This is a genomic window from Verrucosispora sp. CNZ293 (assembly GCF_002754655.1).
This window is the reverse complement of record NZ_PEFR01000001.1, coordinates 424,493-446,344: the sequence shown is the minus strand read 5'-3', so window position 1 is coordinate 446,344 and position 21,852 is coordinate 424,493. Positions and strand designations below refer to the sequence as shown.

Here is a 21,852-nt window from a genome sequence, read left to right as displayed (position 1 = left end):
GACACCGTGTGCGGCCTGATCGACGTCCGCACAACAGATCACGTCACACAGAAGGCGGCGTGATCTGCGGGAACACACTCAGCGTCACCAAAGTGGCGTCATCGCGCTCAAAACTAAAGCACAGATGCTATCCTTCTGCACGCAGGTAAAGCAGGAGGAAAAATCGTGTCGAAGAAGATCCGGCCGGCAGCATGGGCGGCGTCCCTGTTCGGCCGCGACGTGGCAGCCACGCTGACGGAGGCCATCCCGTCGGCCATCCAGGCCGCCGTCGGACGGCAGATGGACGGCCACCACGCGGTCCGCCTGACGTCGCGCCACGCCTTCGGCGGAGGCTGGCCGGCGCGGTACGAGGAACTGGTCAACCACCTCGGTGAGGTCCCCGGCGCCCAGACGGTGCGCCCGCTGGGCAAGAGCTACCGCATCGTCGTCATCAACAACGTCGCCGTGCTGCCGGTGGAGTACGCGAAGGACCTCGCGACCGCCTACGACAGCCCTCGCGCCCTGAAGAAGATCAACAAGACGACGCTGGAGCTGGCGCGGCTCTTCGGCCCCAAACCCGATCATGAACAGCCGGCCTTCGAAGGAATGGAGTCCGAGTCGGACGCCCACGTCACCGACCTCCTGCGCGGGCTAGAACCAGACGGTATCGTGATCATCTACTACGCCGCGCACGAGCGGCACGGGCTGCTCAACATCGGATGGGGCCAGATCAGCGTGAGCCAGACCGGCACAGCGAGCTGGGTATCCGCACAACCCCTGCTCGTCCCGTCCGCAGACCCGATCCCCGGACTTCGCCTGGTAACCCAGCCGTCGGTCTCGACCGCGTCGCCGCGATTCGACCAGGCCGAGCTGGCCAGCCCGACGCTGCGCGCCCGTACCGCCGCCGAGCAGGCCACCGTGAGCCCCGTAGCCGAACATAGCGACCACCAACAGCGAAGCGATGCCCAGAACTGACGAGCCCGATGACCTGTTCTCTGCGGGCGGGCTCCCCGTGGAGTCGCCCTCGGGGTCAGCCAGTGCCGTCGCCAGGCAGTTCGACTCGGCACGCCTGACACAAGCCCGTCAGCTCGCCGGGCTTACCAAGAAGGAACTCTCAGACCGGGTCGGGGTCAGCGCCGCGGCCATCGGCCAGTACGAATCAGGGGCGCGGCCACGACCCGAGGTTCTGATCGCCCTCGCCGAACACCTCGGCTACCCCATCGGCTTCTTCCAGGTCGGGCGCCCCTACGCCCGCCTAGACTCCTCAGCAGCACACTTCCGCCACCTCCGTGAGACACGCTCATACCAACGCGCCAAGGCCGTCTCCTTCACCGAGCAGGTCTGGGAACTCATCTACGCCCTCGAACGGCGCGTCTTCCTGCCCCACGTAGACCTTCCCGGCTTCGCCGGCGGCGAGATCCATCCCGGCGCAAGCCTTCCCACCGAGCCAGTCCAAGCCGCCCGAGCTCTTCGTCAGTACTGGAATCTCGGCACCGCGCCCGTTCCCCACCTCGTGCGCACCCTTGAGGTCCACGGCATCGTCCTCGTCCATGCGCCAGCCGACGGCGACTTCCGTACCGTGGACGCCTTCTCGACCTCCCGGCTACCGCGACCGTTCATTGTCATCAGTCGCGACCGATCGCAGGATGTATACCGGCAGCGCTTCACCGTCGCGCACGAACTCGCCCATCTCGTGCTCCACGCCGACGCCCTTCCCGGTGACTCCAGACATGAACGGGACGCCGACGCCTTCGCTGCAGAATTCCTCACTCCGCACGACAGCATTACCCCACTTCTACCCGCGAGAGTGAACTTCGCGGCGTTCGCTGAACTCCAGCGCACATGGGGCACGTCAATCCAAAGCCTCATCTACCGTTGCCGCGAAGTAGGTCTCTACACCGACGCCACTGCGACTCGCGCCTACCAACGCCTCAATCAGTCCAAGCCGGCCCTCGAACCCATCGACGGCTTCCCCGGCGAACAGCCGACCCTCCTCAGAAAGGCCTTCGAGCTAGCCACCGATCATGGGCTGACCATCACCGCGCTAGCACAGGAACTGCGCTGGCCGATGGAACGCATCCGGCAGTTACTCGGTGCCGTCACTGACCGCCCAACGCTCAACCTTCTAGCCGGCGGCAAGGCGACGGAACCCATGAGACCGATGACCGATCGAGTCCGTCACCTGAAGGCCGTCATTACGGACACAATCTAGCGACCTCAACTGGACGACTTCCCTATGCAGGGCCAGCACCTGCGGAAGACGCTGCCGTGAGAAGAGATCCGGGTGCCGTGGTTACGCCACCAGACGTCGAGAAGGTGACCGGCGTGGCTCCGCCCCCGCACCTGTGATCTCTTGGGGAACCCAAGATCGATCCATAGACCCGACACCGAGAGCAGGAACCTGCTCAGCTCGCTGTCCAACAAGATGGTGGTAGTCATCTGTGTCGCCACACCGCAACTGCTGTGGCCCTGGCGGTCGTCGCTCCCACGGCGGCGCGGCAGATCCCACAGGCCCCACGCAGAGACTGACCTGGAACACGGTCGTGGTTCGCCAGCCGGCCGCGTTACACGCCGAGAAGTGGACAGCCGCAGATATCGCAGCCAGTGAAACTATTCCAGGCAGTCCACCATGCGTTGGCTCAGCTACGGACCTAATCTCCTCGCCGCAAGCCTGATCGGCGGCAACCACCATGACATCAGTCGGCAAATACCCCTGGTAAACAAGATCCCCTGGATTAACGGGCATCCGAGGAACGCCGCGGCAACGCCCCAACCGGATTCACGCCGACCGGCTACGACTACGAAGGCTTCCGCCGCGAGCTCCGCGCCAAGGGCACCGCCCCCGGGCTGGCACCACGCGGCACCGGGCAAGGTCAGGACGGGGAAATACGCGGTTCTTGCAATGACTGCCGGATACTCGTCAGCCGTCCGAGAACCGCTGGAGGTGACGTGCTGGGCCGGTTGGCGCGGGTAGCCTGCCGAGGTGAGTACACCATCCGGCGACTACACGGCAACGCTTCCACGCAAGCGCACGGGCGCGGCAGTTCTGTTCACCGACGCTGCCGGGAGGGCGTTGTTGGTCGAGCCCGTGAGCCTTTTCCAACCTGATCTTGCAGGTCAGCACCCCCGCCGGCTGATGGGAGCTAGGTGGCCGCCGGTGCCCGGTCCGCGCGACGGCACCATGCCGGCGGGGGTCGTGTTGCCGACTAGACCGGATCGGCGGTCCTCACGGACGGCCGCGGCGTTACCGGTGTGGGGATCGGATGGGGTTGCGGTGCGATCGACGGCGATCAGGTCGCCGTCCGGGTGTTGGTAGAGACGGAGCATCGTGTCCTCCTTGGACATGACAAAACGGCGGTCACCCGAGTGGGTGACCGCCTACGCGGATCGGGGTTGACGCCCGCGCCCGCCGATACGGCGGCTGCGGGACAGGTGATGAGTGCTGGCTCTGAGGCGTGTCAACGGCGCCGACAGGAGGGTGGGCGCGATGCCGTCGCGGGACGGGTCAGATCAGCCAGGCAAGAGAGAAGTGAACCGCCCCGGATCTTGTAGAGACTCCACAGAACCCGGGGCGGTTCAAAGGAAGAGCCCTCAGAGCGTGTTTGAGAAGGTCTGTTGTGGACGGTGTGGCGGCGTGACATCTGTTGCCGGGGCGGGCAGGGTGGCGCGGTGTCTGCGCGCCGTGGCTACCCCTCCGACCTGACGGACGCCCAGTGGGCGCTGATCGAGCCACTGTTGCCGGAGCCGAACACGGACGGCCGCAGGGAGAAGCACCCGCGGCGGGAGATCGTCAACGCGATCCTGTACGTGGTGCGTTCGGGGTGCCCGTGGCGGTACCTGCCGGCGGATCTTCCGCCGTGGCAGACGGTGTACTGGTACTTCACCCGGTGGGAAGAAGCCGGCGTCACGGACAAGCTCCTGGCCACGCTGCGGATCAAGGCGCGGGTGCAGCAGGGCCGTCAGTCGCAGCCGTCGGCGGGGATCATCGACTCCCAGAGCGTGAAGGGAGCCGACACCGTCGGCCGGGACACCCGAGGCTACGACGCGGGCAAGAAGATCAACGGCCGTAAGCGATTCATCATCACCGACACCCTCGGCCTGCTGGTCACCGTCACCGTGCTCGCCGCGAGCTGGCAGGACCGCGACGGCGCCAAGACCGCCCTGCTCCACGCCTGCATGCTCACCCCGATCCGGCACGTCTACGCCGACCAGGGCTTCACCGGACGGCTGGTCGACTGGACCCGCGACACCCTACGCACGACGCTGGAGATCGTCCGCAAACCCGCCGACCAACGCGGCTTCGCCGTCCACCCCCGCCGCTGGGTCGCCGAACGCACCCTGGCATGGCTCACCGCCTGCCGTCGACTGGCCCGCGACTACGAACGCCACCCGACTGTCTCCGAAGCCCTCATCCGCTGGGCCGCCATCGCCGGCATGACCCGCCGCATCACCCGCGGCCAACCCGCCCGCCGGCAACCCCGCCGCACCTTCAACCGGACCTGATCAACCCATCTCAAACACGCACTCAGGCTACCGGCGGCAGCAGTGCCAGGGCCCGGCTGTCAGTTCCGACCGTCTGGCAGAACCCTTAGAGCGTGTTTGAGAAGGTCTGTTGTGGACGGTGTGGCGGCGTGACATCTGTTGCCGGGGCGGGCAGGGTGGCGCGGTGTCTGCGCGCCGTGGCTACCCCTCCGACCTGACGGACGCCCAGTGGGCGCTGATCGAGCCACTGTTGCCGGAGCCGAACACGGACGGCCGCAGGGAGAAGCACCCGCGGCGGGAGATCGTCAACGCGATCCTGTACGTGGTGCGTTCGGGGTGCCCGTGGCGGTACCTGCCGGCGGATCTTCCGCCGTGGCAGACGGTGTACTGGTACTTCACCCGGTGGGAAGAAGCCGGCGTCACGGACAAGCTCCTGGCCACGCTGCGGATCAAGGCGCGGGTGCAGCAGGGCCGTCAGTCGCAGCCGTCGGCGGGGATCATCGACTCCCAGAGCGTGAAGGGAGCCGACACCGTCGGCCGGGACACCCGAGGCTACGACGCGGGCAAGAAGATCAACGGCCGTAAGCGATTCATCATCACCGACACCCTCGGCCTGCTGGTCACCGTCACCGTGCTCGCCGCGAGCTGGCAGGACCGCGACGGCGCCAAGACCGCCCTGCTCCACGCCTGCATGCTCACCCCGATCCGGCACGTCTACGCCGACCAGGGCTTCACCGGACGGCTGGTCGACTGGACCCGCGACACCCTACGCACGACGCTGGAGATCGTCCGCAAACCCGCCGACCAACGCGGCTTCGCCGTCCACCCCCGCCGCTGGGTCGCCGAACGCACCCTGGCATGGCTCACCGCCTGCCGTCGACTGGCCCGCGACTACGAACGCCACCCGACTGTCTCCGAAGCCCTCATCCGCTGGGCCGCCATCGCCGGCATGACCCGCCGCATCACCCGCGGCCAACCCGCCCGCCGGCAACCCCGCCGCACCTTCAACCGGACCTGATCAACCCATCTCAAACACGCACTTACAGCCCTACTGATGCTGACAGTCTTCACACAAGGGCGATTCGGCGAAGGCGTCGATGGCAGCCGTGACGGCAGGGACTTCAGCGACAGGACTATTCGACAGCACGGACCTGACCCAGATCTGCGGCATCAATCTCTAGGCTTTCGCCATGCCTGAGCAAAGCACGATCGATCTCGACGAGTGCGATGATGCGCAGCCTGGCGGCACCGCCACCCGAGGTGGCTCTCCTGCCCAACCCCAGACTGTTTCCCGTCTCGTCGCTGTCCTCGCAGTTGGGGTCGTGCTGGGTGGTGTCGGCGTCAACGGGCTACGAGACGCTCGCGAACGGCAGCAGCGGGACTCGATCGTGCAGCTCGTAGTCATGCCCGCGACGAATGACGGTGCGCACATGGAATCGGAGGGTCTCGCCCAGATGAACGGGAAGCTTGCGGTGATCAACACTGGCCCTGCGCCGATCACCGTGTTGTCAGCCCAAGCGCAGAGACAAGATGTCGTGGTCCGCAGCAGCGGCGAGTCCTGGCTAGTTCGCTCGGGAGGTACAGTGTCCGTCGATGTGGAGGCGCTCTTCGGCTGTTCGTTGTCCGCGTTCGGGCCTCAGCCGCTGTCGATGCAGTTAACAGTCGAGACAGTTGGTGGGAAGGTCAGGAAGGCCAGCTATCCGATCGTCTTGACCGGAAGCGTCTGGCATCGGGACATCTCTATGCTGTGCTCCGCCGCGAGCGAGTACAGCCCTCCCTGATGCACATACCGCTGGCCGACCCTGCCGTGGGGTGCACGACCAACACGCAGGGCCGGGTTGGCATCATCGTGCTCCCACACTGAGCCCTTTCATCCTGCGTAGCGGTCGACTTCGACGTGGTGCAGGACGAGGATGGCCTGCACGATCGCGGTGGCTCGGCGCGGGCAGCAGCGCACCTTGGCCAGGATCTTCCAGGTCTTGAGCGTGGCGATCGCGCGTTCACCGCGGGCGCGGATCTTCGCTTGCGCCCGGTTGATCGCCTTCTGCCGGCGTGACAGTTCCGGCCGGAAGCGGCGCCGCTTGAACGGGGTACGCACGCTGCCGTGGGCGCCTTGATAGCCCTTATCGGCGAAAGTCATGACGTCGGCGCTGGTCAGCGCGTCGATGATCCTGTGGGTGCGGGCGGCGGTCAGATCATGCGTCGAGCCGGGCAGCGCGGCCGAGGCCCAGACGAGACGCCCGGCCGCGTCCGCGATGACCTGGACGTTCACGCCGTGACGTTTGTGCTTTCCGGAGTAGTACGACTTCTGGTCGGCGACCCGGTCGATCGGGATCAGCGTGCCGTCCAGGATCGCGTAGGCCAGTTGCCGGATGCGCCGCATGGCGGTGTCCAGGTCCTCGGCGGCTGCGCTGAGCAAGGCGATCGCTTCTTGAACATAGCGCCAGGCGGTCGCGACGCCGATCTCGAAGCCGGCGGCGAGGCAGGTGTAGGTGTCGCCGTTGCGCAGGTGGGCCAGGGCCAGTAGTGCTTGGCGGCCCGGGGTCAGTCGCCTCCACCGGGATTTGCGCCGCTGGCGGTGGCCGCGGATGCGGTCGGCGAGGTGGTTGAGGGTCCGGCTGGACAACGGGATGGTGGCAGGGTAGGACAGCATGGCGAGGCTCCCGGTCGGGGCATCGGGTTTTGGTCGATTTGCTGTCCTACCTGGAGCCTCGCCCTCATCGATCAGCACCCCCTGCCGACCCGGGCTGACCTGCCAGATCAGGTTGGAAAAGGCTCCGTGTACAAGGACTACTGGGAGATCGTCGGCGGGTGTGTTGACGCGGACGAGTCCCCTCGGCAGGCGGCGGTCCGCGAGGTGAAGGAGGAACTGGGCAAGTCGGTCGTGCCCGGCCGGCTGCTGGTGACCGACTGGGTGCCGCCGCGGCCGGGCCGCACCGAGGGCGTGATGTTCGTCTACGACGGTGGCGCCCTCGATGAGGTGGGCACGGCCGCCATTCACCTGCCGCCGGACGAGTTGAGCAGTTGGGCCTGGTGCACGGAGGTGCAGATCCGGGAGCGGATGTCGGAACTGCTGACACGCCGGGTCATCGCTGCGCTACGGGCCAAGGCTGAAGGCACGATGTTCGATCTGGAGAACGGCTTCCACACGCACTGACGTGCGTCGGCGGCGCTGCCCTGGTGAAAAGGAGGCGCGCCGCCTGGCTGTTCAGGCCGCCTTGTCGTAGCCGCCGCGTGCTGGCACACGATCACCCCGGCGCCCGAACACCACCACGCCCAGAGCCCACCGACCCTGGCCGGACGCCGGTCGGGCACCCCTCAACCCCCGGGCTGCGACCGTGTTCCGCAGCGCTCCGGCGGACCCAGACCGGCCCAATCCTCGACGTCCGCATCGACGCCAACTGATCGAGACGGCCAGATCAGGACCCGGTAGGGCGTTTGTTTCCGGCGAGGACGGGGAGACGGGCGCGCGAAATATCGGGAGCTCGACACGGAGCAGGCCGCCTGTCTCTTCTGGGACGGCCTGCGGAGCGTAGCCGACGCGGCCGCACTGGCTCGAGACGAGGATCTGTACCGCGCTATTCGCAAGGTGGGCACAGCCGCCCTGTCCCAGAACATCCCGCTACCCGGAACGGGAGAGTTCGTACGCTGCCCCGTCTGCCGAGCCAACCCCGGTCAGCAATGCATCAACATGCCGCGCCACCCGCTGACTGACCACATGCATCCGGAACGGCACGACCGAGGCCAGCGGTTGCGCGAGGAGATCGGGCAACGCCAGCAGCTCGCATGATCTTGTCACCGCGGTCCTGCGGCCTCTGTTCGCCACCCGCCTGCATGACCCGCAGCAGGTAACGGTTGCTTCAACCACTGGCCAAGGCGCCAAGCAGCCGGTTGCCTGAACGCTGCCTAGTATCACTGGGCCCGTGCCGTGGGACGGCATGAGATGAGGCACCACCAGCGGCAACACCGACCCGAGGACCAGATCTGCCGCCAACGACGACAGCGCACACGCTCCAGCCCACCTATCCGGCACGGCACCTCGCCATGGTGCCTCCCGACGAGACCCCTGATCTCGTCGACCTCAATGACGCCTTCTTCGTCGCCACCATCGACTATCAGGAGCCGACCGACCCCGACTGCGGAGAACCATCCCGAACACCAACAGCGGTGGCAGATCCTCGGGGAAGGACCGCCGGTACGTCCCGACTCGCTCCCCACGTCTTGCCCACTGCCCTACCGGCAGACGCGACGGACAACGTGACGAACGGATGGCGGTTGCTACCCATGGCTGTGACGGTCCGGCGCGCAACGGTGATCCGAGGTTTGCCGCAGGGGGGTTCGGGTAGCGGGCCAGCCAGAGCTCAGGACCGCGGCGCCGCCGCACCACCACCCGGGAAGGGACATGACCGTGACGGTCCGATCGCGCTGGACGGCGTTGCTGGGCAGCGCGGCGATGCTGATCGCCACCGCCGGCTGCACCGCCGACGACGGCGGCGCGGCGACGGCGGGACCGACCGCCGTGTCGACAGCCGCGCCGGCACCGACCACCGCCGACCTGCCGCAGATCGTCGCCCACCTGCAACCGTCAGTCGTCACCGTTCGGGTCGGGCAGGGCCTCGGCTCCGGGGTCGTGTTCCGGGACGGCGGGCTGATCCTCACCAACGAGCACGTCGTAGGTGACCAGGAGAACGTGGAGATCGCCCTCGCCGACGGCACGCGCGTGCCGGCCCGGGTGGTCGCCGCCGACGCCGTAACCGACCTCGCCGTGCTCCGCGCCGAGCGCGCCGACCTACCGCCCGCGCCGTTCCACACCGAACTCCCCGCTCCAGGCGAGCCCGTCCTCGCTCTCGGCAGCCCGCTGGGCTTCCTCAACAGCGTCACCGCCGGCATCGTCTCCGGCGTCGGTCGGGAGATCCCCGGTTCGGCGGGCCAGGGCAACGCCCTGGTCGACCTGATCCAGACCGATGCGGCGATCTCGCCGGGCAACTCGGGCGGCGCGCTCGCCGACTACTCGGGCCGGGTGATCGGCATCAACGATGCCTACCTGCCGCCGCAGACCGGCGCGGTGTCCATCGGCTTTGCGATCCCCGCCGCCACCGCCCTGGACATCGCCAACGATCTCCTCGACGACGGCCGGGTCACCCAGCCCTATCTCGGAGTGGCGGTGGCGCGCCTGACCCCACAGATCGCCCAGTCGCTGAACGCCGGCACCGACCGGGGAGTCCTGGTTCGCGACGTCGACAGCAACGGTCCGGCGGCCACGGCCGGTCTGCGCCCGGGCGACATCGTCACGCAGGTGGCCGGTGAGCGCACCGACACGCTGGAGGCGTTCATCGGCGCGTTGCGGTCGGTCGAGCCCGGCCAGCCCGTGTCAGTGACCTACCTGCGCGGCGGCGACACCCGGCAGATCAGGGTCGTACCGACCGCCGCCACCCGCTGAAGCCCGCCGTGCCCCTGCGTCGATCGTCGAACCGGTGCTCACCGGCTACTCGGTGGTCGTGGGCCGCGCTCGCCGCTGCCCTCCGTGCCCTGTCCCTCACATCAGCGCGAGGACACCGGGAGGCGGCGTCATGAGCCGAGGGCGCCCGTTGTCCAACCGGCTCGCGGAGGTGCGGGAGAGCTTCTGGTTGATTCCGTCGGTTTACGCGGTCGGCGCGGTGGTGGCGGCCACCGGCCTGTCGGTGGTGGAGCTGCGGCTGGATCTCCCGATCGAGGGCGTCCTGCCCGGCGGCCCCGCCGGTGCCCGGTCGCTGCTGTCGTCGATCATCACGGCGATGATCTCGTTCACGGCGCTGGTCTTCTCCATCACGGTCGTGGCGCTGCAACTGGCCAGCAGCCAGTACTCCCCACGGGTACTGCGCACGTTCCTCCAGGACCGGGTCATCCAGTCGGCGCTCGGCACATTCGTGGCGACGTTCCTGTTCGCGATGGTGGTGCTCGCCGCGCTGCCGGCCCGCGGCGGTGACCGGCTGCCAGAGCTCTCGCTGGCTGTGGCGGTGTCGCTCGTTCTGGCCAGCACCGGAATGTTCATCTACTACCTGCACCACATCACCACGGTCATGCGGGTGTCCCACATCATCTCCTCCATCGGTGCGCAGACCCGCCGGACCATCGACCGGAACGTGCCGGCGGAGGGCGATGGGACGCAGCCCGTCGTCCTCGGCGAGGTCGTGCAGATCGTGCCGGCTCCGGATCCGGGGATGGTCACCGAGATCGACCTCGGGCCACTCGCCCGGCTGGCCCGCGAACACAACTGCGCCGCCGTGGTCGTGCCGACGCCGGGCGACTTCGTGGTCGCCGGCGCGCCGCTGCTGCACATGCACCGGGTACCCGGCGACACGCCCCGCCCCGTGCCCGCCGGCCACGCCGCCCGCTACGTCACAACCGGTGTGGAACGCACGCCGGGCCAGGACGTCGGCTTCGGCTTCCGACAGCTGACCGACATCGCCCAGCGGGCGCTCTCCCCCGCCCTCAACGACGTCACCACCGCCGTCCGCGCTCTCCAGGAGGCGCACGACCTACTTCGTCATCTCGCGACACGGCCCGCAGCCCCGCAGGTCGTCCGCGACGAAGACGGCATCGTCCGAGCCCGGGTGGACCGGCTGCCCTACGACGCCTACCTGGCAATGATCGTCGACGACGTGCGCGCCACCGCCGGTTCCCAGCCGCGAATCACCCGACTGCTGGACGCCATCGTCGCCGACCTGGACACCGCCGCGCTACCGACTCACCGGCCCGCGATCCGACGACGCCTGCCGGACCGCTGACACGCCGCGACCATTCGTCCGTCACCGGTCTACCGGAGGATCCTCGCCGCCAACGGCGGCCGGCACCAAATCCGTCAAGGGCATCACATGCCTGTCAAGGCTCACCTGCGCCATGCCGGCGCCACCGACGCGGACGTCGTCGTACGCCTCCAGACGCTGTTGGTCGTTCAGATACAGCACGGACATCGTCAGCGGGGTCGGCTCGGGCCCCTCCAGCCCACGCAGGCCGGCACCACCGGTCGAGCCCTGCACCATGAGCTGGGTGACGGGCGCACCAGCCGCCGTCGGCAGCTTGTCGACCCGCCGCTGATGGGTGTGCCCGGACAGGACGAGGGGCACCTGACCGCCCAACGCAGACGCGAACGCCGGATCGTGCACGAGAGCGATGTCCACCACCGGGCCGGCCGCGCGGATGCTCGCCGCCAACTGACCGCCCGGGTCCGCGACGACCGTCTCCTCCCCCCTCGACGTCGGGGCGCTGCTTGTCCGGCGTGAACCGGGGGTCCCCGATGCCCGCGACCGTCACGCCGACGACCGTGACGATCCGGTTGTCCAGCACGACCGTATTCGGTTGACCGGCCACCGCCGCCGCCGTGGCCGGCGAGTCATGGTTGCCGCGGATGTAGACATACGGCACATCCAGCTCGCCGATCATGGACACGTACGAATCCTCCGGCTCGCTGCCCAGTCGGTCAGGTCACCCGTGTCGACGACCAGGTCGATGTCGAACTGCCGCACGACGGTCTGGATGATGGGCCAAGCAGCCGGATTCAGGTGCAGGTCCGACACGTGAAGCACCCGGGTCGTGTCCGGCTGGGCCTCGTAGATCGGCAGCGTCGACACAGTCGTGTAGAGCCGGCCGACATTGCCGACGAGACGCTGCAACTGGCCGGCGTAACGGTCGTAGTCGTCAGCGATGCGCCGCACGTCACCGACGAGCGCGGGAGCGTTGACCAGCAACCCTTCGTACCGGGGTTCATCAAGCGCCTGCGGGCGGACGGTGGACGCCGCGGCGCAGAAGAGTGCCGGCGGTCACGGCCAGCGCCAGCGCACCGGACCAGGCCACCCGGCGGGGGTCCCGGAAGACGAGCACGGACAGCAGCATCGCGCCGAGGGTGGCGGCGGCCAGCGTCCGAAACCCCAACCGCTCGACCGCGTCGCGTACGTCCTGCGGTGCCGACCGGCCAGTCGCCGCGAGATCCTGCGGATGCGCGATCAACGCCTGCGTACGCCGCTCGTCGAGGCCCTCGAGGCGGACGGTGAGGCGGGTCGGTCCGGCGTGACTGTCCCGGAATAGCGACCCCAGCGGCGGTACGGCGACCTGCGTGCCGCCGTCGGCCGCCGGCACGAGCCGGAACTCGACCCGGAAGGGACCGACGTCGGCGTTGCCGCGCGCGCCGACGAGCACGCCCGCGTACGCGCCGGTCAGCGCGACCGCCAGCACCAGGGCGGCCCTGATGACGCGACGTGCGGCCCGACGCCAAAGCCACCCTCGGCCACCTAGCCAGCCTTGAGGCCGGCGCGCCGGGAGGCGGGCGATCCAGCCGAGGGGTGACGTCACGTGTCGATCCGATCGGGTCAGGCCCCGGGAGGGCCGGCTACCTGCAGGAATGCAACCCGTCTACGCCGGGCAGGCTACCCGCCGGTCCCGGGCAGCGACCAGCGCCGAGCAGCGCCGCTCAGAGGCTCTGACCACGAGTGCACACGCCAGCGCCCGGAGAGGTGCCCGCCAGAACCCGCCAGAAGACGACGTTCTTGGCGGAAACCGGTCGGTGAGTGTCCCTCCGCCTGTGCCTCGATCGCGGTGGCTCATGCCGGTAGCGCCGGGCAGCCGGGCACGGCTGGAGCTATTTTATGATCTGGTCTTCGTCTTCGCATTCCTCAACGTGACCGGTCTGGTATCCCGGAACCCGACCGCCACGTCGGTGCTGTTCGGTGCTGTGGTGTTGGCCTTGCTGTGGTGGTGCTGGACGGGATTTGCGGCGCTCGGCAACCTCGTCCACGCCGATCACGGAGTGCTTCCGCTGGTCGGGTTCGGCATCGCGGCGGCGGCGATCGTCTTGGCGATCGCTATCCCCCAGGCGTTCATCGATCAGCCGGACGACCTGCCCGGGCCGGTCGTGTTCGCGGTCTCCTACCTGACCGTCCGGGCGGTCACGCTGTCCGCCTTGGTCTTCGTGTTCAGCGCCACGACCGCAACAGGCGCCGAACTTCAGGGCGGGCCGGGCAGCCCCCCGGCGTCCCACCGCCACCACCGAACAGGGTGCTCGTGGAACGCCCGCTGCCCAGCGGCCCCGACGGCCCCGTCCCCGTGGCCGACATCGAGGCGGCACCGGTGGCGCACCACGTGGTGGACCTGCTCGGTCGGTAAGGTCAGGGCCCCGAGGTGCGGCCCGTGTCAGCAAGGGCCAGGCGGTAGGTGCGCGCACTGTCACCGTCCGGTGTGGACCGCTCGTGCCCGGCTTGCCAACCCAACCGCTCGTAGAATCCGGTCGCGCCCAAGGGACCGGTGGACGTCTGGGCCTCAGCGCACGTCGCGCCGGCGTGGCGCGCCAGCTCGACGAAACGGGCGACCAGCAGCACCCCGATGCCGCTCTTGCGCCAGGCCGGCCGCACTGCCAGCGCAGTCATGACCGCCACGGGTGCCGTCGCCACCGGCCCGGCTCGTTCCGGGACCCGGACGGCCGCCCAGCTGCGCAGCGCCCGACGGGCCCATGGCTGGACCCGCGTTCCCAGGACACGCAGGGCGACCCGAGGCCGCACCACCAGCGCGACGAGCCCGGCGAGGGCGAGCGACGCCATCGTGGGCCGGTCTTTCGCAAGCTCCCTGGTGTAGGCGGCATGGTCAGCGGTGCCCAGTACAAACCCGATGACCTCGTCCTGGGCGGCAGCGGTGTCAACGACGACCATCCCCACGCCGTACGGCGACTTCAGGATGGTGCGATGCCAGCGGCGCACGAAGCGGGCACCTAGCGACGGAAACAGTCCCATCGGAAGCAACTCGACGTGGGCGCGGGACATCGCCGGGAGGTCTTCAAGCCTCGCTGTCCGCAGCGCGAGCCGGCCTGCGGCCTGATCTGCGGCCGCGGGGTCGGGGGTCGGCGGCGCGACGATGCTCCAACGGAGGTCATCGATCATTCCTCGTGGAATGCGCATGACATCAGCCCCAGGTGTCAGGGGCAGGAACTCCTGCCCGGAGGGGACCTAGCCCCTTGACGGATGGCCCCAGCAGACGTTTCATCGCGTCGCTCGGCAGCCTGAGTAGCGAGCTCTAGCTCTGCCGGGTCACCCACGCTCGGTCGTGGCACGTGGTGACCGCTGATGGCAGCCACCACGTGCCGGGGAGGACTGGCTGTCAATGGCCGGGCGGTCAGCTCTGATGACCGGGAGCGTTCTTCCACTGCTCAGGGTCGGTGCCCTTCGGCTGCGGCGCGTCGCCACGACCACCACCATGGGCGGGCCTCTTCGACTGCGGCCGGCCCCGGCCCATCTCCTGGATCATTTCGTCCTTGTTCATCTGGTCGATGTTCTCCACGCCCGCCTTGCGGGCACGCTCGGCCACCTCACCAGTCTTTATCTGAGTCAGGTTCTGCTGACTCATCCTGTCGTCTCGGCCAGCCCTCGGCAGCGTCTACCCGCCGGGTGCGGCCGAACACCGGGAGATCAGCGACAGCCAGCGCCGGACTGGCCTAAGCCGACCAAACCGGCCTCGTCGACGGCATGTCTGGCGGTAGAGGTAGACCGGGAGGGTTACACCGCCAAGCCCACCTCGCGATGTCACGCGAGGGCTCCGTCCGTCGCCCACGTCACCCGGCCGGAAGTCGTTCATCGACCCTCTCCTTCGGTCCTCGCGTCCTCATCGTGCCGGTCATGTCGGCGGGGGCGGATTCGACCACGCCGGTAGGGGTACCCGACTGAAATGCCACGCGCCCCGTCTCCTGAGGAGATCTACGACAGCGCCCGCGCCGAGGGCGAGCGCCGGCTGTCGATGAGTGCGCTGGAGCAGGCGTCCACCGGGTTCATCGCCGGGGTCACCATCGTGTTCGGCATCGTGGCGCTGGGCGTGGCCCGGGAACTGGCCGCACCCGACTTCGCTTCCGGTGTGGGGCAACTGGTCGGCGCGCTGGCCTTCGGCATCGGCCTGGTCTTCGTGGTGGTCGGACGCACCGAGTTGTTCACCGAGAACTTCTTCGACCCGGTCGCCGCCGCGGTAGCCCGTCGACGGCCCGCCGCTCTGTGGCCGCTGGCCCGGCTGTGGCTGCTGGTGCTCGTCCTGAACTTCGTCGGCGGTGCGGTGATGGCCGCCGTGTTCACCGTCCCCGGCACGCTGCCGGGCCGCGCCCACCACACCCTGGCCCTCGTCGCCGAGGAGATCGCCGCCAAGGACGGGCTGGCGACCTTCACCCGGGGCATCGCCGCCGGCACCCTGTTGACCCTGCTGTCCTACCTGCTGCACGCCGTCGGATCGGTGGGCAGTCGGATGCTCCTGGCCTACGTGGTGGGATTCTTCCTCGCCCTAGGCCCGTTCGATCATGTCGTGGTCTCCGGACTGCACCTGCTGTTCGGCATCTGGCTCGGCGCCCCTGTCTCCTACAACGACCTCGGACTCAACATCGTCCTCTCCGGCGCCGGAAACCTCCTCGGCGGCCTACTGCTGATGACCCTGACCCACGCCGTTCAGGTCAAGAGCAACTCCTGAGCCACCGATCCTGACCGCCTTCTGTTCGACCCCGAGCGAGTCAACCGCCGGGAGCCGACGACAAGGGGAGGCAGACGTGGAGTACCAGCAGTCGGACATCGAGGGGGTTACCGCCGTGGCGACTGGCCCAGCTGATCGGACGTTGAGCGCTGGCCGGAACGCGGCTTGAACCGTGACCAACAGGCCGACAACGAACTCAGCGAGGCCGATCCTGGCAGCTGCTCAACGATGTCCGCCAGCTCGCCCGCGCGGCGACCTGCCAGCCGACCCGGCCGGGGCCAGTCGCGCGCCGTGGGCGGTTCATTCCAGCCGTACCGTGCCAGTATCGGCAGTGGTTGATCGCCCGGCTTGTTCCCGGGCGATCAACCATCCAGGTACCGCTATTGGATCGATCAAGGTCAGTGTCGAGACGCCCGATCGGCGTTCCTGGGCCATATCTTGGCGCCGATGGCGCCCCCGGCGGCAGCCGCCACAACTGTCAGGCCCAGAACGAGCAGCGCGACCAGTGCGGCGTCCTGCGCCGTCTCGGTGATGGAGGCCGGCAGTTCCTGTCCGGCCGCGACCCGTCCGGTGCCGAACAGTTGACCGAACGCGCCGAAGCCGATACCGGCGCCCACCGCGGACAACACCAGCAACGCCACCATCGTCAGTGCCCACACCGTCACCCCCAGCAGCAACCCGTCGCGCGGGCCTCGCCAACGTGATGCGGCACCGGCCGTGAGTCCCCCGACGAACAAGGCGACAACGGCGGCCAGCAGGGACCACCACCAGGCGCTCTGATCAGGGGCGGGATCGGGTCCGGCGCTCACCCCGGTCAAGGTCAGGGCGACCAGCAGCACCTCGAGCGTGATCCAACTGGCGAGCGCGACGACGAACCACCCCAGACCGGGCCGCCGGTTATCCGGTCTCCCACGCCATGGCGCATCGGATGTGCGTCGATCTCGACGGCAGCCGGCGGCGCCGCGCCCGGATAACGTCCCGTCTCGGCCATCGGCGACCGTTCCTCTGTTGCCATGTCAGCTTCCGTCCCTTTCCGTGAGGGTGCGGTGTGAGACAACCGCGACCCGTCGACCAGCGAAGCCATCGGGTTCCCCGCACCCGACCAGAGTCACCTGGACCGCCGAACGGGGCTGCGCGCGTCCTTCGTGCCGCTGACAGCGAGCGGAGGTGGCTCAGGGGTCACCAGCTCCGTGAGCGGGAGTCCGGCACGCCGTCGTCGTCCTACCGACGCAACCCGACGGCCTCCAGCCCCGGATCGACGTCGCCGGGTACACCCAACCCTGATCCCGGCAACCCGTCGACACACGGCGGGCTGCTCGTTCAGGTTGCAGTGCAGCGGGTACCTGACAGGTGCAGCGAAGGAGGAGCGGCGTGGTTTCGAGGGACAGGCACCGGCTGCTGGGCCGGCTCGGCGACACCGACGACACGGTCGTGGCCGTGGATCAGGATCTGCGCGGCCGACTGGTTGTCGACAACGACGGCAACGAACTCGGCAGGGTTGACGATCTGGTGGTCGACCCGCGCGACCACACGGTGCGGTTGTTGCGGGTCAAGCACGATGGATTGTGGGGATTCGGCTCGAGCGCCATGTTCGTCCCGGTCGAGGCCATCAGTCGCGCTGACCGGAATCGGATATGGGTGAACCTCGTGGAGCACGATGAGCACACCTCGGTCGACACCGTCGAATCGGACCACGGTTCCGACCGGTTCGGTGAGGGGGGCAACCCGCCGTTCCCGCTGCCCGGCGGTCTCGGACCCGCATATCCCCCGACACCCGAACCGGTTGCCGAACCCGGTGAGGACCCCGACCGGTAGGGCTACCGCGGTACGGCAGGAGCAGCCGATGGACGGTCACCGACGCACGGAGCCGGACGAGGCGCGTCAACTCGAGCCGCCGGTGGGCGCGATCGCCCCGCCGCCGAGCCCCGAGAGCCGACGACCTCTCGTCGGACCGTTGACCCTCAGCGCCGTCCTCAGCGGCTGCGCTGTGCTCGCCGGTACCTGGCTGGTGTTCGCCCCCCATGTGCTTGGGTACGTCTCAGTCAAGCCGGGTGCCGCCTGGAACCAGACGATAACGGGAGGCGTTATCGCCGGTACGTCACTTGTCCGCTACTTCAGACCCCGACGTCGGCCCGCTCTCAGCGTGATCGCGGCCATCGCTGGCTTGTGGCTACTCGCGTCTCCCGTCATCCTTGATCACCTTGAGCGCCCCGTGTCCCCGCCAGCCGTGTACACCGACGTCGTCACGGGACTGTTGGTGGTGCTCGCCTCCGTTGCCAGCGCGATACGAACCCTGCGGGCGGGCAGGCACAGGCCGTCCGCGTCGGCACCAGCAGGGCACTGACCTGCACGGCCAAGGCGGGCATCCGATTTCGTCAGGGGCGTTCCCAGAAGTCGGGGCCGATGGGGTCTTTATAGTCGGCGGAGGCAACGAAGTAGCCCTCGTCGTCGACCTCGATCGGTAGTTGGGGCAGAGGCCGGCTGGCGGGACCGAAAATGGGTTTGGCGTTCTCGGTGATCAGGAATTGTGACTGGTGGCAGGGGCACAACAGCCGGTTGGTCTGCTGCTCGTAGAGGCTGGCCGGACAGCCGGCGTGGGTGCAGATCTTGGAGTAGGCGATGTAGTTGCCCCACATCCAGTCGGTCTTGCCGGCCTCCTCGTTGTTCTCCCGAGCCTTGAGCGCGTCTTCGGCTCGAAGATGGATGAGCAGGGTGACCGAGTCGGCGTACTCATTGCTGACGCCGTGCAGGATCCCGGGGAAGACGGTGACCTGACCGCCGGGCAGCAGATCCGCCGGTCGCACGGCGCGCCCGTCTTCCCGCACGAGACGGATGCGGGTGATCGCGCCCTGCTCGTCGGCGGGGGCGAAGCCGGTCCGGTAGAGCTCCCGGTCGGTGTGTGGGTTGCGGATGAGGCCGCCGATCAGGGGTGCGGCGGCGACCACACCGACCGGGACGAGCCCGGCGAGCAGGGACACGCCGAGCAACGGCCGCCGTTTGACGCCGAGTTCGTCGGCCATGTACTGGATGGTCTGCCCAGTGACCCGCTGCGCGTCGGGGGAGACAGCGCCCTCATGCCGGTCCTGGATCGACACCTCCTTGGGCAGCAGTTTCTTGCCCCACACCAGGACGCCGAACCCGATGGCCAGCAGCGCTACTCCCATGGTTACACCGAGCAGTGGGGTGTAGTACTCCTCGACGTCGGCGACCAGCCGATAGCGCCACGGCCACCAGATGAACACGGCAAGGAACGCCAGCGAGGACAACCCCGCGACGGCGAACAGCGCCGCGACGAGACGCGTCAACCGTCGCTCAGCCTTCGAGCCGGGCACCACCTGCGGTTCGTAGTGGACGATCTCGATATCGTCACGGCGAGCACCTTCACGGACGATGTCGAAGCGCGACAAGGAGGGGTCTTTGACGTCGACCGGTTCCCGGCCCTGCCGGGCGGCGTGCTCGCTCATGACTTGCCCGCGATCCACAGGCTGGCGAAGACCAGCACCACGATGCCGACCAGGAACACCGCCAGGCCCTCGGTGGAGGGGCCGTAGCGGCCCAGGTTGAACCCGCCCGGGTCGGTATCCGACTGAATCACCCGCTGGATGTAGGCGATGACGTCCGCCTTCTCCTGCGGGGTCAGCGTGTTGTCACTGAACACCGGCATGTTCTGCGGGCCGCTGAGCATCGCCGCGTAGATGATCCGGTCGCTGGCCGGGTACAGGCTCGGCGCGTACTTACCCGACGACAGCGCCCCACCACCACCACCGAACGCGTGGCACTGCGAGCAGTTGATCCGGAACAGTTCCCCGCCACGGGCCAGGTCCACGTCCTCGACCAGGCCGTCCACGTCGTCGGGCACCACCGGCCCCACGCCCAACGAGTCGATGTACGCCGCCAGTTGGCGGACCTCCTCGTCGGAGTACTGCGGCGGTTTACGCTGCGCCTGCGCGTCCTGCCGGGCCAGCGGCATCCGACCGGTGCCCACCTGGAACTCCACCGACGCCCCGCCCACGTTGATCAGACTCGGACCTCGCCCCTCCACACCACCGGCGCTGCGTCCGTGACAGGTGATACAGCCGACCTCGAACAACGCCTCACCCTCGGCGGCGGCAGCGCTCATCCCCGGCTCCTCCTGTGCCCGGGCTGCAGGCGCGAAGGACGCGTACACACCGCCGGCCAGCAGCAGCGCCACCACCAGCCGGACGCCTGCCATAAACCGCCGGCGGGCCGGTCCCGGTGGCCACGGGCGGCTCCAGGTCCGGCGAAGACCCGAGCGAGAGGTTTTCCCCATACCGTTTCTGCCTCACAGTGCGAATCCGGGTGAAGTTCCTGGTTGTTCGAGTTTAGGCATCTCTGGGCGTATGCGCTGAGGAACCAACATGGACCCGTGTCCGGCGGACCGATCCCCGCAGTGCCCTCAAGCCCACTACTCGCCGCTGGCCGGGGCCCGGCAGGAGGTTGTCCTCCCGGAGAGAGATCCACTCCGACCGGGCCGGGGATGAAGGGTGCTCGCCGCAACGGGGCAGGGTCTGCAAGCCCCGGGTAGGTGGCATCCCCGGTTCGGCGTCCGGGCGGATCAGACACCACTAGCCTTCGAAGGTGTCGTGGGCGGGTATCGCAACTGTTTCCGGAGTGAGCACGGGGGCGACTGGAACGAGGAGGAGCGACGTGACGCGCTCGATCAGAGACTTCCGGCGGGCCTCGGCCCTGCCAGCCGCCGGTGTGGCGGCGGTGACCGGACTGCTGCTGTCCGGATGTGGCGCGGGCCAGATCGCCGAGACCGCCAACAAGGTGCCGTCGGTCCAAGGCGTCAACGCCGAGACCGCCAACGGCGAGTACGCCATCCGCGGCCTGCTGGTCGCCTTCCCTGGCCTGGACGGCTACGAGGCCGGCGACAACGCGGTGCTGAACGTGGTCGTCTACAACGACTCGGAGAGCCCCGTCACGGTGACCGTCACCAGCCAGGATGCCCGCGACGTGGTCATCACCGACGCCGACCCGGCCGCCGGAATCGCCGTGGCGCCGACCGCGATTCCCTCGGCCATCCCATCGCCTCAGGGCAGCGCGTTGCCGGCCCCGTCCGCGCGCCCTGCTCAGGTGCAGATCCCGCCGCTCGGCCACGTCCAACTCAACACGGAGGCTGAACAGGTGCTGCAGCTCGTCGGGCTGAACGAGTCGCTGCGCCCTGGGCAGAACGCCTTCGTCACCTTCGACTTCGGCAACGGCTACACGATCACGGCTCCAGCGCCAGTCGCCGTGCCGCTGAGCCCGGCCGCTCCCGCCACGCAGATCATCGAACGCGAAGGTGGCTACCAAGGCCAGGTAGACAACGGGCATGGCGGCGAGGGCGGCGCGGCGCACTGAAGGTCCGGACCGGCACAGGTACACGCTCGGCCGGTACGACGGCTCACGGGCACCCCCGGCGCCGGGGAACACCAGGTGCCGCCGGTGCATCGTCGGAACCCGACCAGCGTGGCGGATGCTGGCGGACAGCCGATTCCGCCACCTGTGCCGCGCCGCGCCGGGCGTCGAGGGCGTGCCGCGGTGACTGATGCAGGCGCGATGGGCAGTCCTCATCGGTCCTGAGCGACCTGTGGTTTTCCGCCCCTATGCCGGTTGCACGTCAACGCCGCTGATGCCGGCACCGCCCGCCGGCCGACGCCTGCGGCCAGTCAGTACTCCGGTGTGTCCCCGTGTCCGCGCGGGTGGCGCCAGTCGTCGCGCTCCTGCGGCTGGCGCTGCGCGCCGAGGTGCGTCTCCTCCGGCTCGTCGGTTTCGTCGAAGCTCGGCCTGCGTACCTGCTCCGGCTCCGGCACGTCGACCGGCCGGGCACCGGACTGCGGCGCGGGCTGGTACGCCTCCGCCTCGCGTGCGCCGTGCGCGCCCTCGGAGGGCGGCGGGAGTGTGTCGAAATTCGACACACTC

At 68.7% G+C, this 21,852-nt stretch carries 19 protein-coding genes and 3 pseudogenes; 14 read left to right on the top strand and 8 right to left on the bottom strand.

The features are described 5' to 3' along the window. Positions 1 to 165 precede the first annotated feature (165 nt). The 5 genes from CLT74_RS02015 (at position 166) to CLT74_RS01985 (ending at position 6,242) form a co-directional block, all read left to right on the top strand. Positions 166 to 954, top strand: a complete 789-nt coding sequence (locus CLT74_RS02015; protein ID WP_099845017.1) for a hypothetical protein — start codon at positions 166 to 168, stop codon at positions 952 to 954. Beyond that, entirely contained in the window at positions 941 to 2,191 is a 1,251-nt protein-coding gene (locus CLT74_RS02010) for an XRE family transcriptional regulator (RefSeq protein ID WP_099845016.1), read from the top strand. The genes CLT74_RS02015 and CLT74_RS02010 overlap by 14 nt, the downstream gene beginning before the upstream one ends. Positions 2,192 to 3,648: 1,457 nt before the next feature. After that, positions 3,649 to 4,482 carry an IS5 family transposase gene (locus tag CLT74_RS01995; RefSeq protein ID WP_099845014.1) on the top strand — a complete coding sequence of 278 codons (834 nt, stop codon included), beginning with the start codon at positions 3,649 to 3,651 and terminating at the stop codon, positions 4,480 to 4,482. A gap of 163 nt (positions 4,483 to 4,645) precedes the next feature. Then, positions 4,646 to 5,479: an IS5 family transposase gene (locus CLT74_RS01990; RefSeq protein ID WP_099845014.1), complete on the top strand. Its 834-nt coding sequence runs from the start codon at positions 4,646 to 4,648 to the stop codon at positions 5,477 to 5,479. Between the two features lie 172 nt (positions 5,480 to 5,651). After that, positions 5,652 to 6,242, top strand: coding sequence for a hypothetical protein (locus tag CLT74_RS01985; protein ID WP_143697013.1), 591 nt, complete (start codon positions 5,652 to 5,654; stop codon positions 6,240 to 6,242). A gap of 89 nt (positions 6,243 to 6,331) precedes the next feature. Here the strand turns inward: CLT74_RS01985 and CLT74_RS01980 are convergent, their stop codons facing one another. Then, positions 6,332 to 7,114 (bottom strand): transposase family protein, encoded by a 783-nt coding sequence (locus CLT74_RS01980; protein WP_099845012.1) that lies wholly within the window; start codon positions 7,112 to 7,114, stop codon positions 6,332 to 6,334. Positions 7,115 to 7,240: 126 nt separating this feature from the next. On the opposite strand from CLT74_RS01980, the gene CLT74_RS01975 reads away from it, so the two are divergent. The 4 genes from CLT74_RS01975 (at position 7,241) to CLT74_RS01965 (ending at position 11,228) form a co-directional block, all read left to right on the top strand. Next, positions 7,241 to 7,618, top strand: coding sequence for an NUDIX hydrolase (locus tag CLT74_RS01975; protein ID WP_486581907.1), 378 nt, complete (start codon positions 7,241 to 7,243; stop codon positions 7,616 to 7,618). Positions 7,619 to 7,984: 366 nt separating this feature from the next. Next, the gene (locus CLT74_RS31030; protein ID WP_486582685.1) at positions 7,985 to 8,251 is read left to right on the top strand and encodes a zinc finger domain-containing protein; all 267 of its coding nucleotides are present in this window, start codon (positions 7,985 to 7,987) and stop codon (positions 8,249 to 8,251) included. Between the two features lie 618 nt (positions 8,252 to 8,869). After that, positions 8,870 to 9,901: a S1C family serine protease gene (locus CLT74_RS01970; RefSeq protein WP_486581906.1), complete on the top strand. Its 1,032-nt coding sequence runs from the start codon at positions 8,870 to 8,872 to the stop codon at positions 9,899 to 9,901. Between the two features lie 130 nt (positions 9,902 to 10,031). Then, entirely contained in the window at positions 10,032 to 11,228 is a 1,197-nt protein-coding gene (locus tag CLT74_RS01965; RefSeq protein WP_099845010.1) for a DUF2254 domain-containing protein, read from the top strand. 21 nt (positions 11,229 to 11,249) lie between these two features. On the opposite strand, the pseudogene CLT74_RS01960 reads toward CLT74_RS01965, so the two are convergent. Beyond that, positions 11,250 to 12,810 (bottom strand): annotated as a pseudogene (locus CLT74_RS01960) (metallophosphoesterase). A gap of 28 nt (positions 12,811 to 12,838) precedes the next feature. Here CLT74_RS01960 and CLT74_RS31025 point away from each other — a divergent pair. Further along, positions 12,839 to 13,411: pseudogene (locus CLT74_RS31025) on the top strand (low temperature requirement protein A); the annotation flags it as partial. Positions 13,412 to 13,601: 190 nt separating this feature from the next. Here CLT74_RS31025 and CLT74_RS01950 read toward each other — a convergent pair. Next, on the bottom strand, positions 13,602 to 14,366 hold the full coding sequence (locus CLT74_RS01950) for a GNAT family N-acetyltransferase (protein WP_099845009.1): 765 nt from the start codon (positions 14,364 to 14,366) through the stop codon (positions 13,602 to 13,604). Positions 14,367 to 14,598: 232 nt separating this feature from the next. Beyond that, on the bottom strand, positions 14,599 to 14,829 hold the full coding sequence (locus CLT74_RS01945; protein WP_099845008.1) for a hypothetical protein: 231 nt from the start codon (positions 14,827 to 14,829) through the stop codon (positions 14,599 to 14,601). A 318-nt stretch (positions 14,830 to 15,147) separates the two neighbouring features. Between CLT74_RS01945 and CLT74_RS01940 the strand changes: the two genes are divergently transcribed. Further along, positions 15,148 to 15,927, top strand: a complete 780-nt coding sequence (locus tag CLT74_RS01940; protein ID WP_099845007.1) for a formate/nitrite transporter family protein — start codon at positions 15,148 to 15,150, stop codon at positions 15,925 to 15,927. 398 nt (positions 15,928 to 16,325) lie between these two features. Here CLT74_RS01940 and CLT74_RS01935 read toward each other — a convergent pair whose 3' ends face one another. Next, positions 16,326 to 16,736, bottom strand: a complete 411-nt coding sequence (locus tag CLT74_RS01935; protein ID WP_143697012.1) for a hypothetical protein — start codon at positions 16,734 to 16,736, stop codon at positions 16,326 to 16,328. 562 nt (positions 16,737 to 17,298) lie between these two features. Between CLT74_RS01935 and CLT74_RS01930 the strand changes: the two genes are divergently transcribed. Together CLT74_RS01930 and CLT74_RS01925 are read left to right on the top strand one after the other, a co-directional pair. Continuing rightward, positions 17,299 to 17,742: a PRC-barrel domain-containing protein gene (locus CLT74_RS01930; protein ID WP_099845005.1), complete on the top strand. Its 444-nt coding sequence runs from the start codon at positions 17,299 to 17,301 to the stop codon at positions 17,740 to 17,742. Between the two features lie 28 nt (positions 17,743 to 17,770). Beyond that, positions 17,771 to 18,271 (top strand): SPW repeat domain-containing protein, encoded by a 501-nt coding sequence (locus tag CLT74_RS01925; RefSeq protein WP_143697011.1) that lies wholly within the window; start codon positions 17,771 to 17,773, stop codon positions 18,269 to 18,271. A 31-nt stretch (positions 18,272 to 18,302) separates the two neighbouring features. Here the strand turns inward: CLT74_RS01925 and qcrA are convergent, their stop codons facing one another. Together qcrA and qcrC are read right to left on the bottom strand one after the other, a co-directional pair. Then, entirely contained in the window at positions 18,303 to 19,391 is a 1,089-nt protein-coding gene (qcrA, locus tag CLT74_RS01920) for a cytochrome bc1 complex Rieske iron-sulfur subunit (RefSeq protein WP_099845003.1), read from the bottom strand. After that, complete coding sequence (qcrC, locus tag CLT74_RS01915; RefSeq protein ID WP_099845002.1) at positions 19,388 to 20,218, bottom strand: cytochrome bc1 complex diheme cytochrome c subunit; 831 nt, start codon at positions 20,216 to 20,218, stop codon at positions 19,388 to 19,390. Before qcrC ends, qcrA begins: the two co-directional genes overlap by 4 nt. A gap of 377 nt (positions 20,219 to 20,595) precedes the next feature. On the opposite strand from qcrC, the gene CLT74_RS01910 reads away from it, so the two are divergent. After that, a complete protein-coding gene (locus CLT74_RS01910; protein WP_099845001.1) occupies positions 20,596 to 21,291 on the top strand; it encodes a hypothetical protein in 696 nt (231 codons plus the stop codon). A 308-nt stretch (positions 21,292 to 21,599) separates the two neighbouring features. On the opposite strand, the pseudogene CLT74_RS01905 reads toward CLT74_RS01910, so the two are convergent. Further along, positions 21,600 to 21,824, bottom strand: a pseudogene (locus CLT74_RS01905) (aa3-type cytochrome oxidase subunit I); the annotation flags it as partial. Positions 21,825 to 21,852 lie beyond the last annotated feature (28 nt).

Excerpts from the sequence above, each read along its gene's own strand:
- CLT74_RS02010 (WP_099845016.1), top strand. The coding sequence starts at position 941 with ATGCCCAGAACTGACGAGCCCGATGACCTGTTCTCTGCGGGCGGGCTC.
- CLT74_RS01985 (WP_143697013.1), top strand. The coding sequence starts at position 5,652 with ATGCCTGAGCAAAGCACGATCGATCTCGACGAGTGCGATGATGCGCAG.
- CLT74_RS01980 (WP_099845012.1), bottom strand. The coding sequence starts at position 7,114 with ATGCTGTCCTACCCTGCCACCATCCCGTTGTCCAGCCGGACCCTCAAC.
- CLT74_RS01965 (WP_099845010.1), top strand. The coding sequence starts at position 10,032 with ATGAGCCGAGGGCGCCCGTTGTCCAACCGGCTCGCGGAGGTGCGGGAG.
- CLT74_RS01950 (WP_099845009.1), bottom strand. The coding sequence starts at position 14,366 with ATGATCGATGACCTCCGTTGGAGCATCGTCGCGCCGCCGACCCCCGAC.
- CLT74_RS01945 (WP_099845008.1), bottom strand. The coding sequence starts at position 14,829 with ATGAGTCAGCAGAACCTGACTCAGATAAAGACTGGTGAGGTGGCCGAG.
- CLT74_RS01940 (WP_099845007.1), top strand. The coding sequence starts at position 15,148 with ATGCCACGCGCCCCGTCTCCTGAGGAGATCTACGACAGCGCCCGCGCC.
- CLT74_RS01925 (WP_143697011.1), top strand. The coding sequence starts at position 17,771 with ATGGACGGTCACCGACGCACGGAGCCGGACGAGGCGCGTCAACTCGAG.
- qcrA (WP_099845003.1), bottom strand. The coding sequence starts at position 19,391 with ATGAGCGAGCACGCCGCCCGGCAGGGCCGGGAACCGGTCGACGTCAAA.
- qcrC (WP_099845002.1), bottom strand. The coding sequence starts at position 20,218 with ATGGGGAAAACCTCTCGCTCGGGTCTTCGCCGGACCTGGAGCCGCCCG.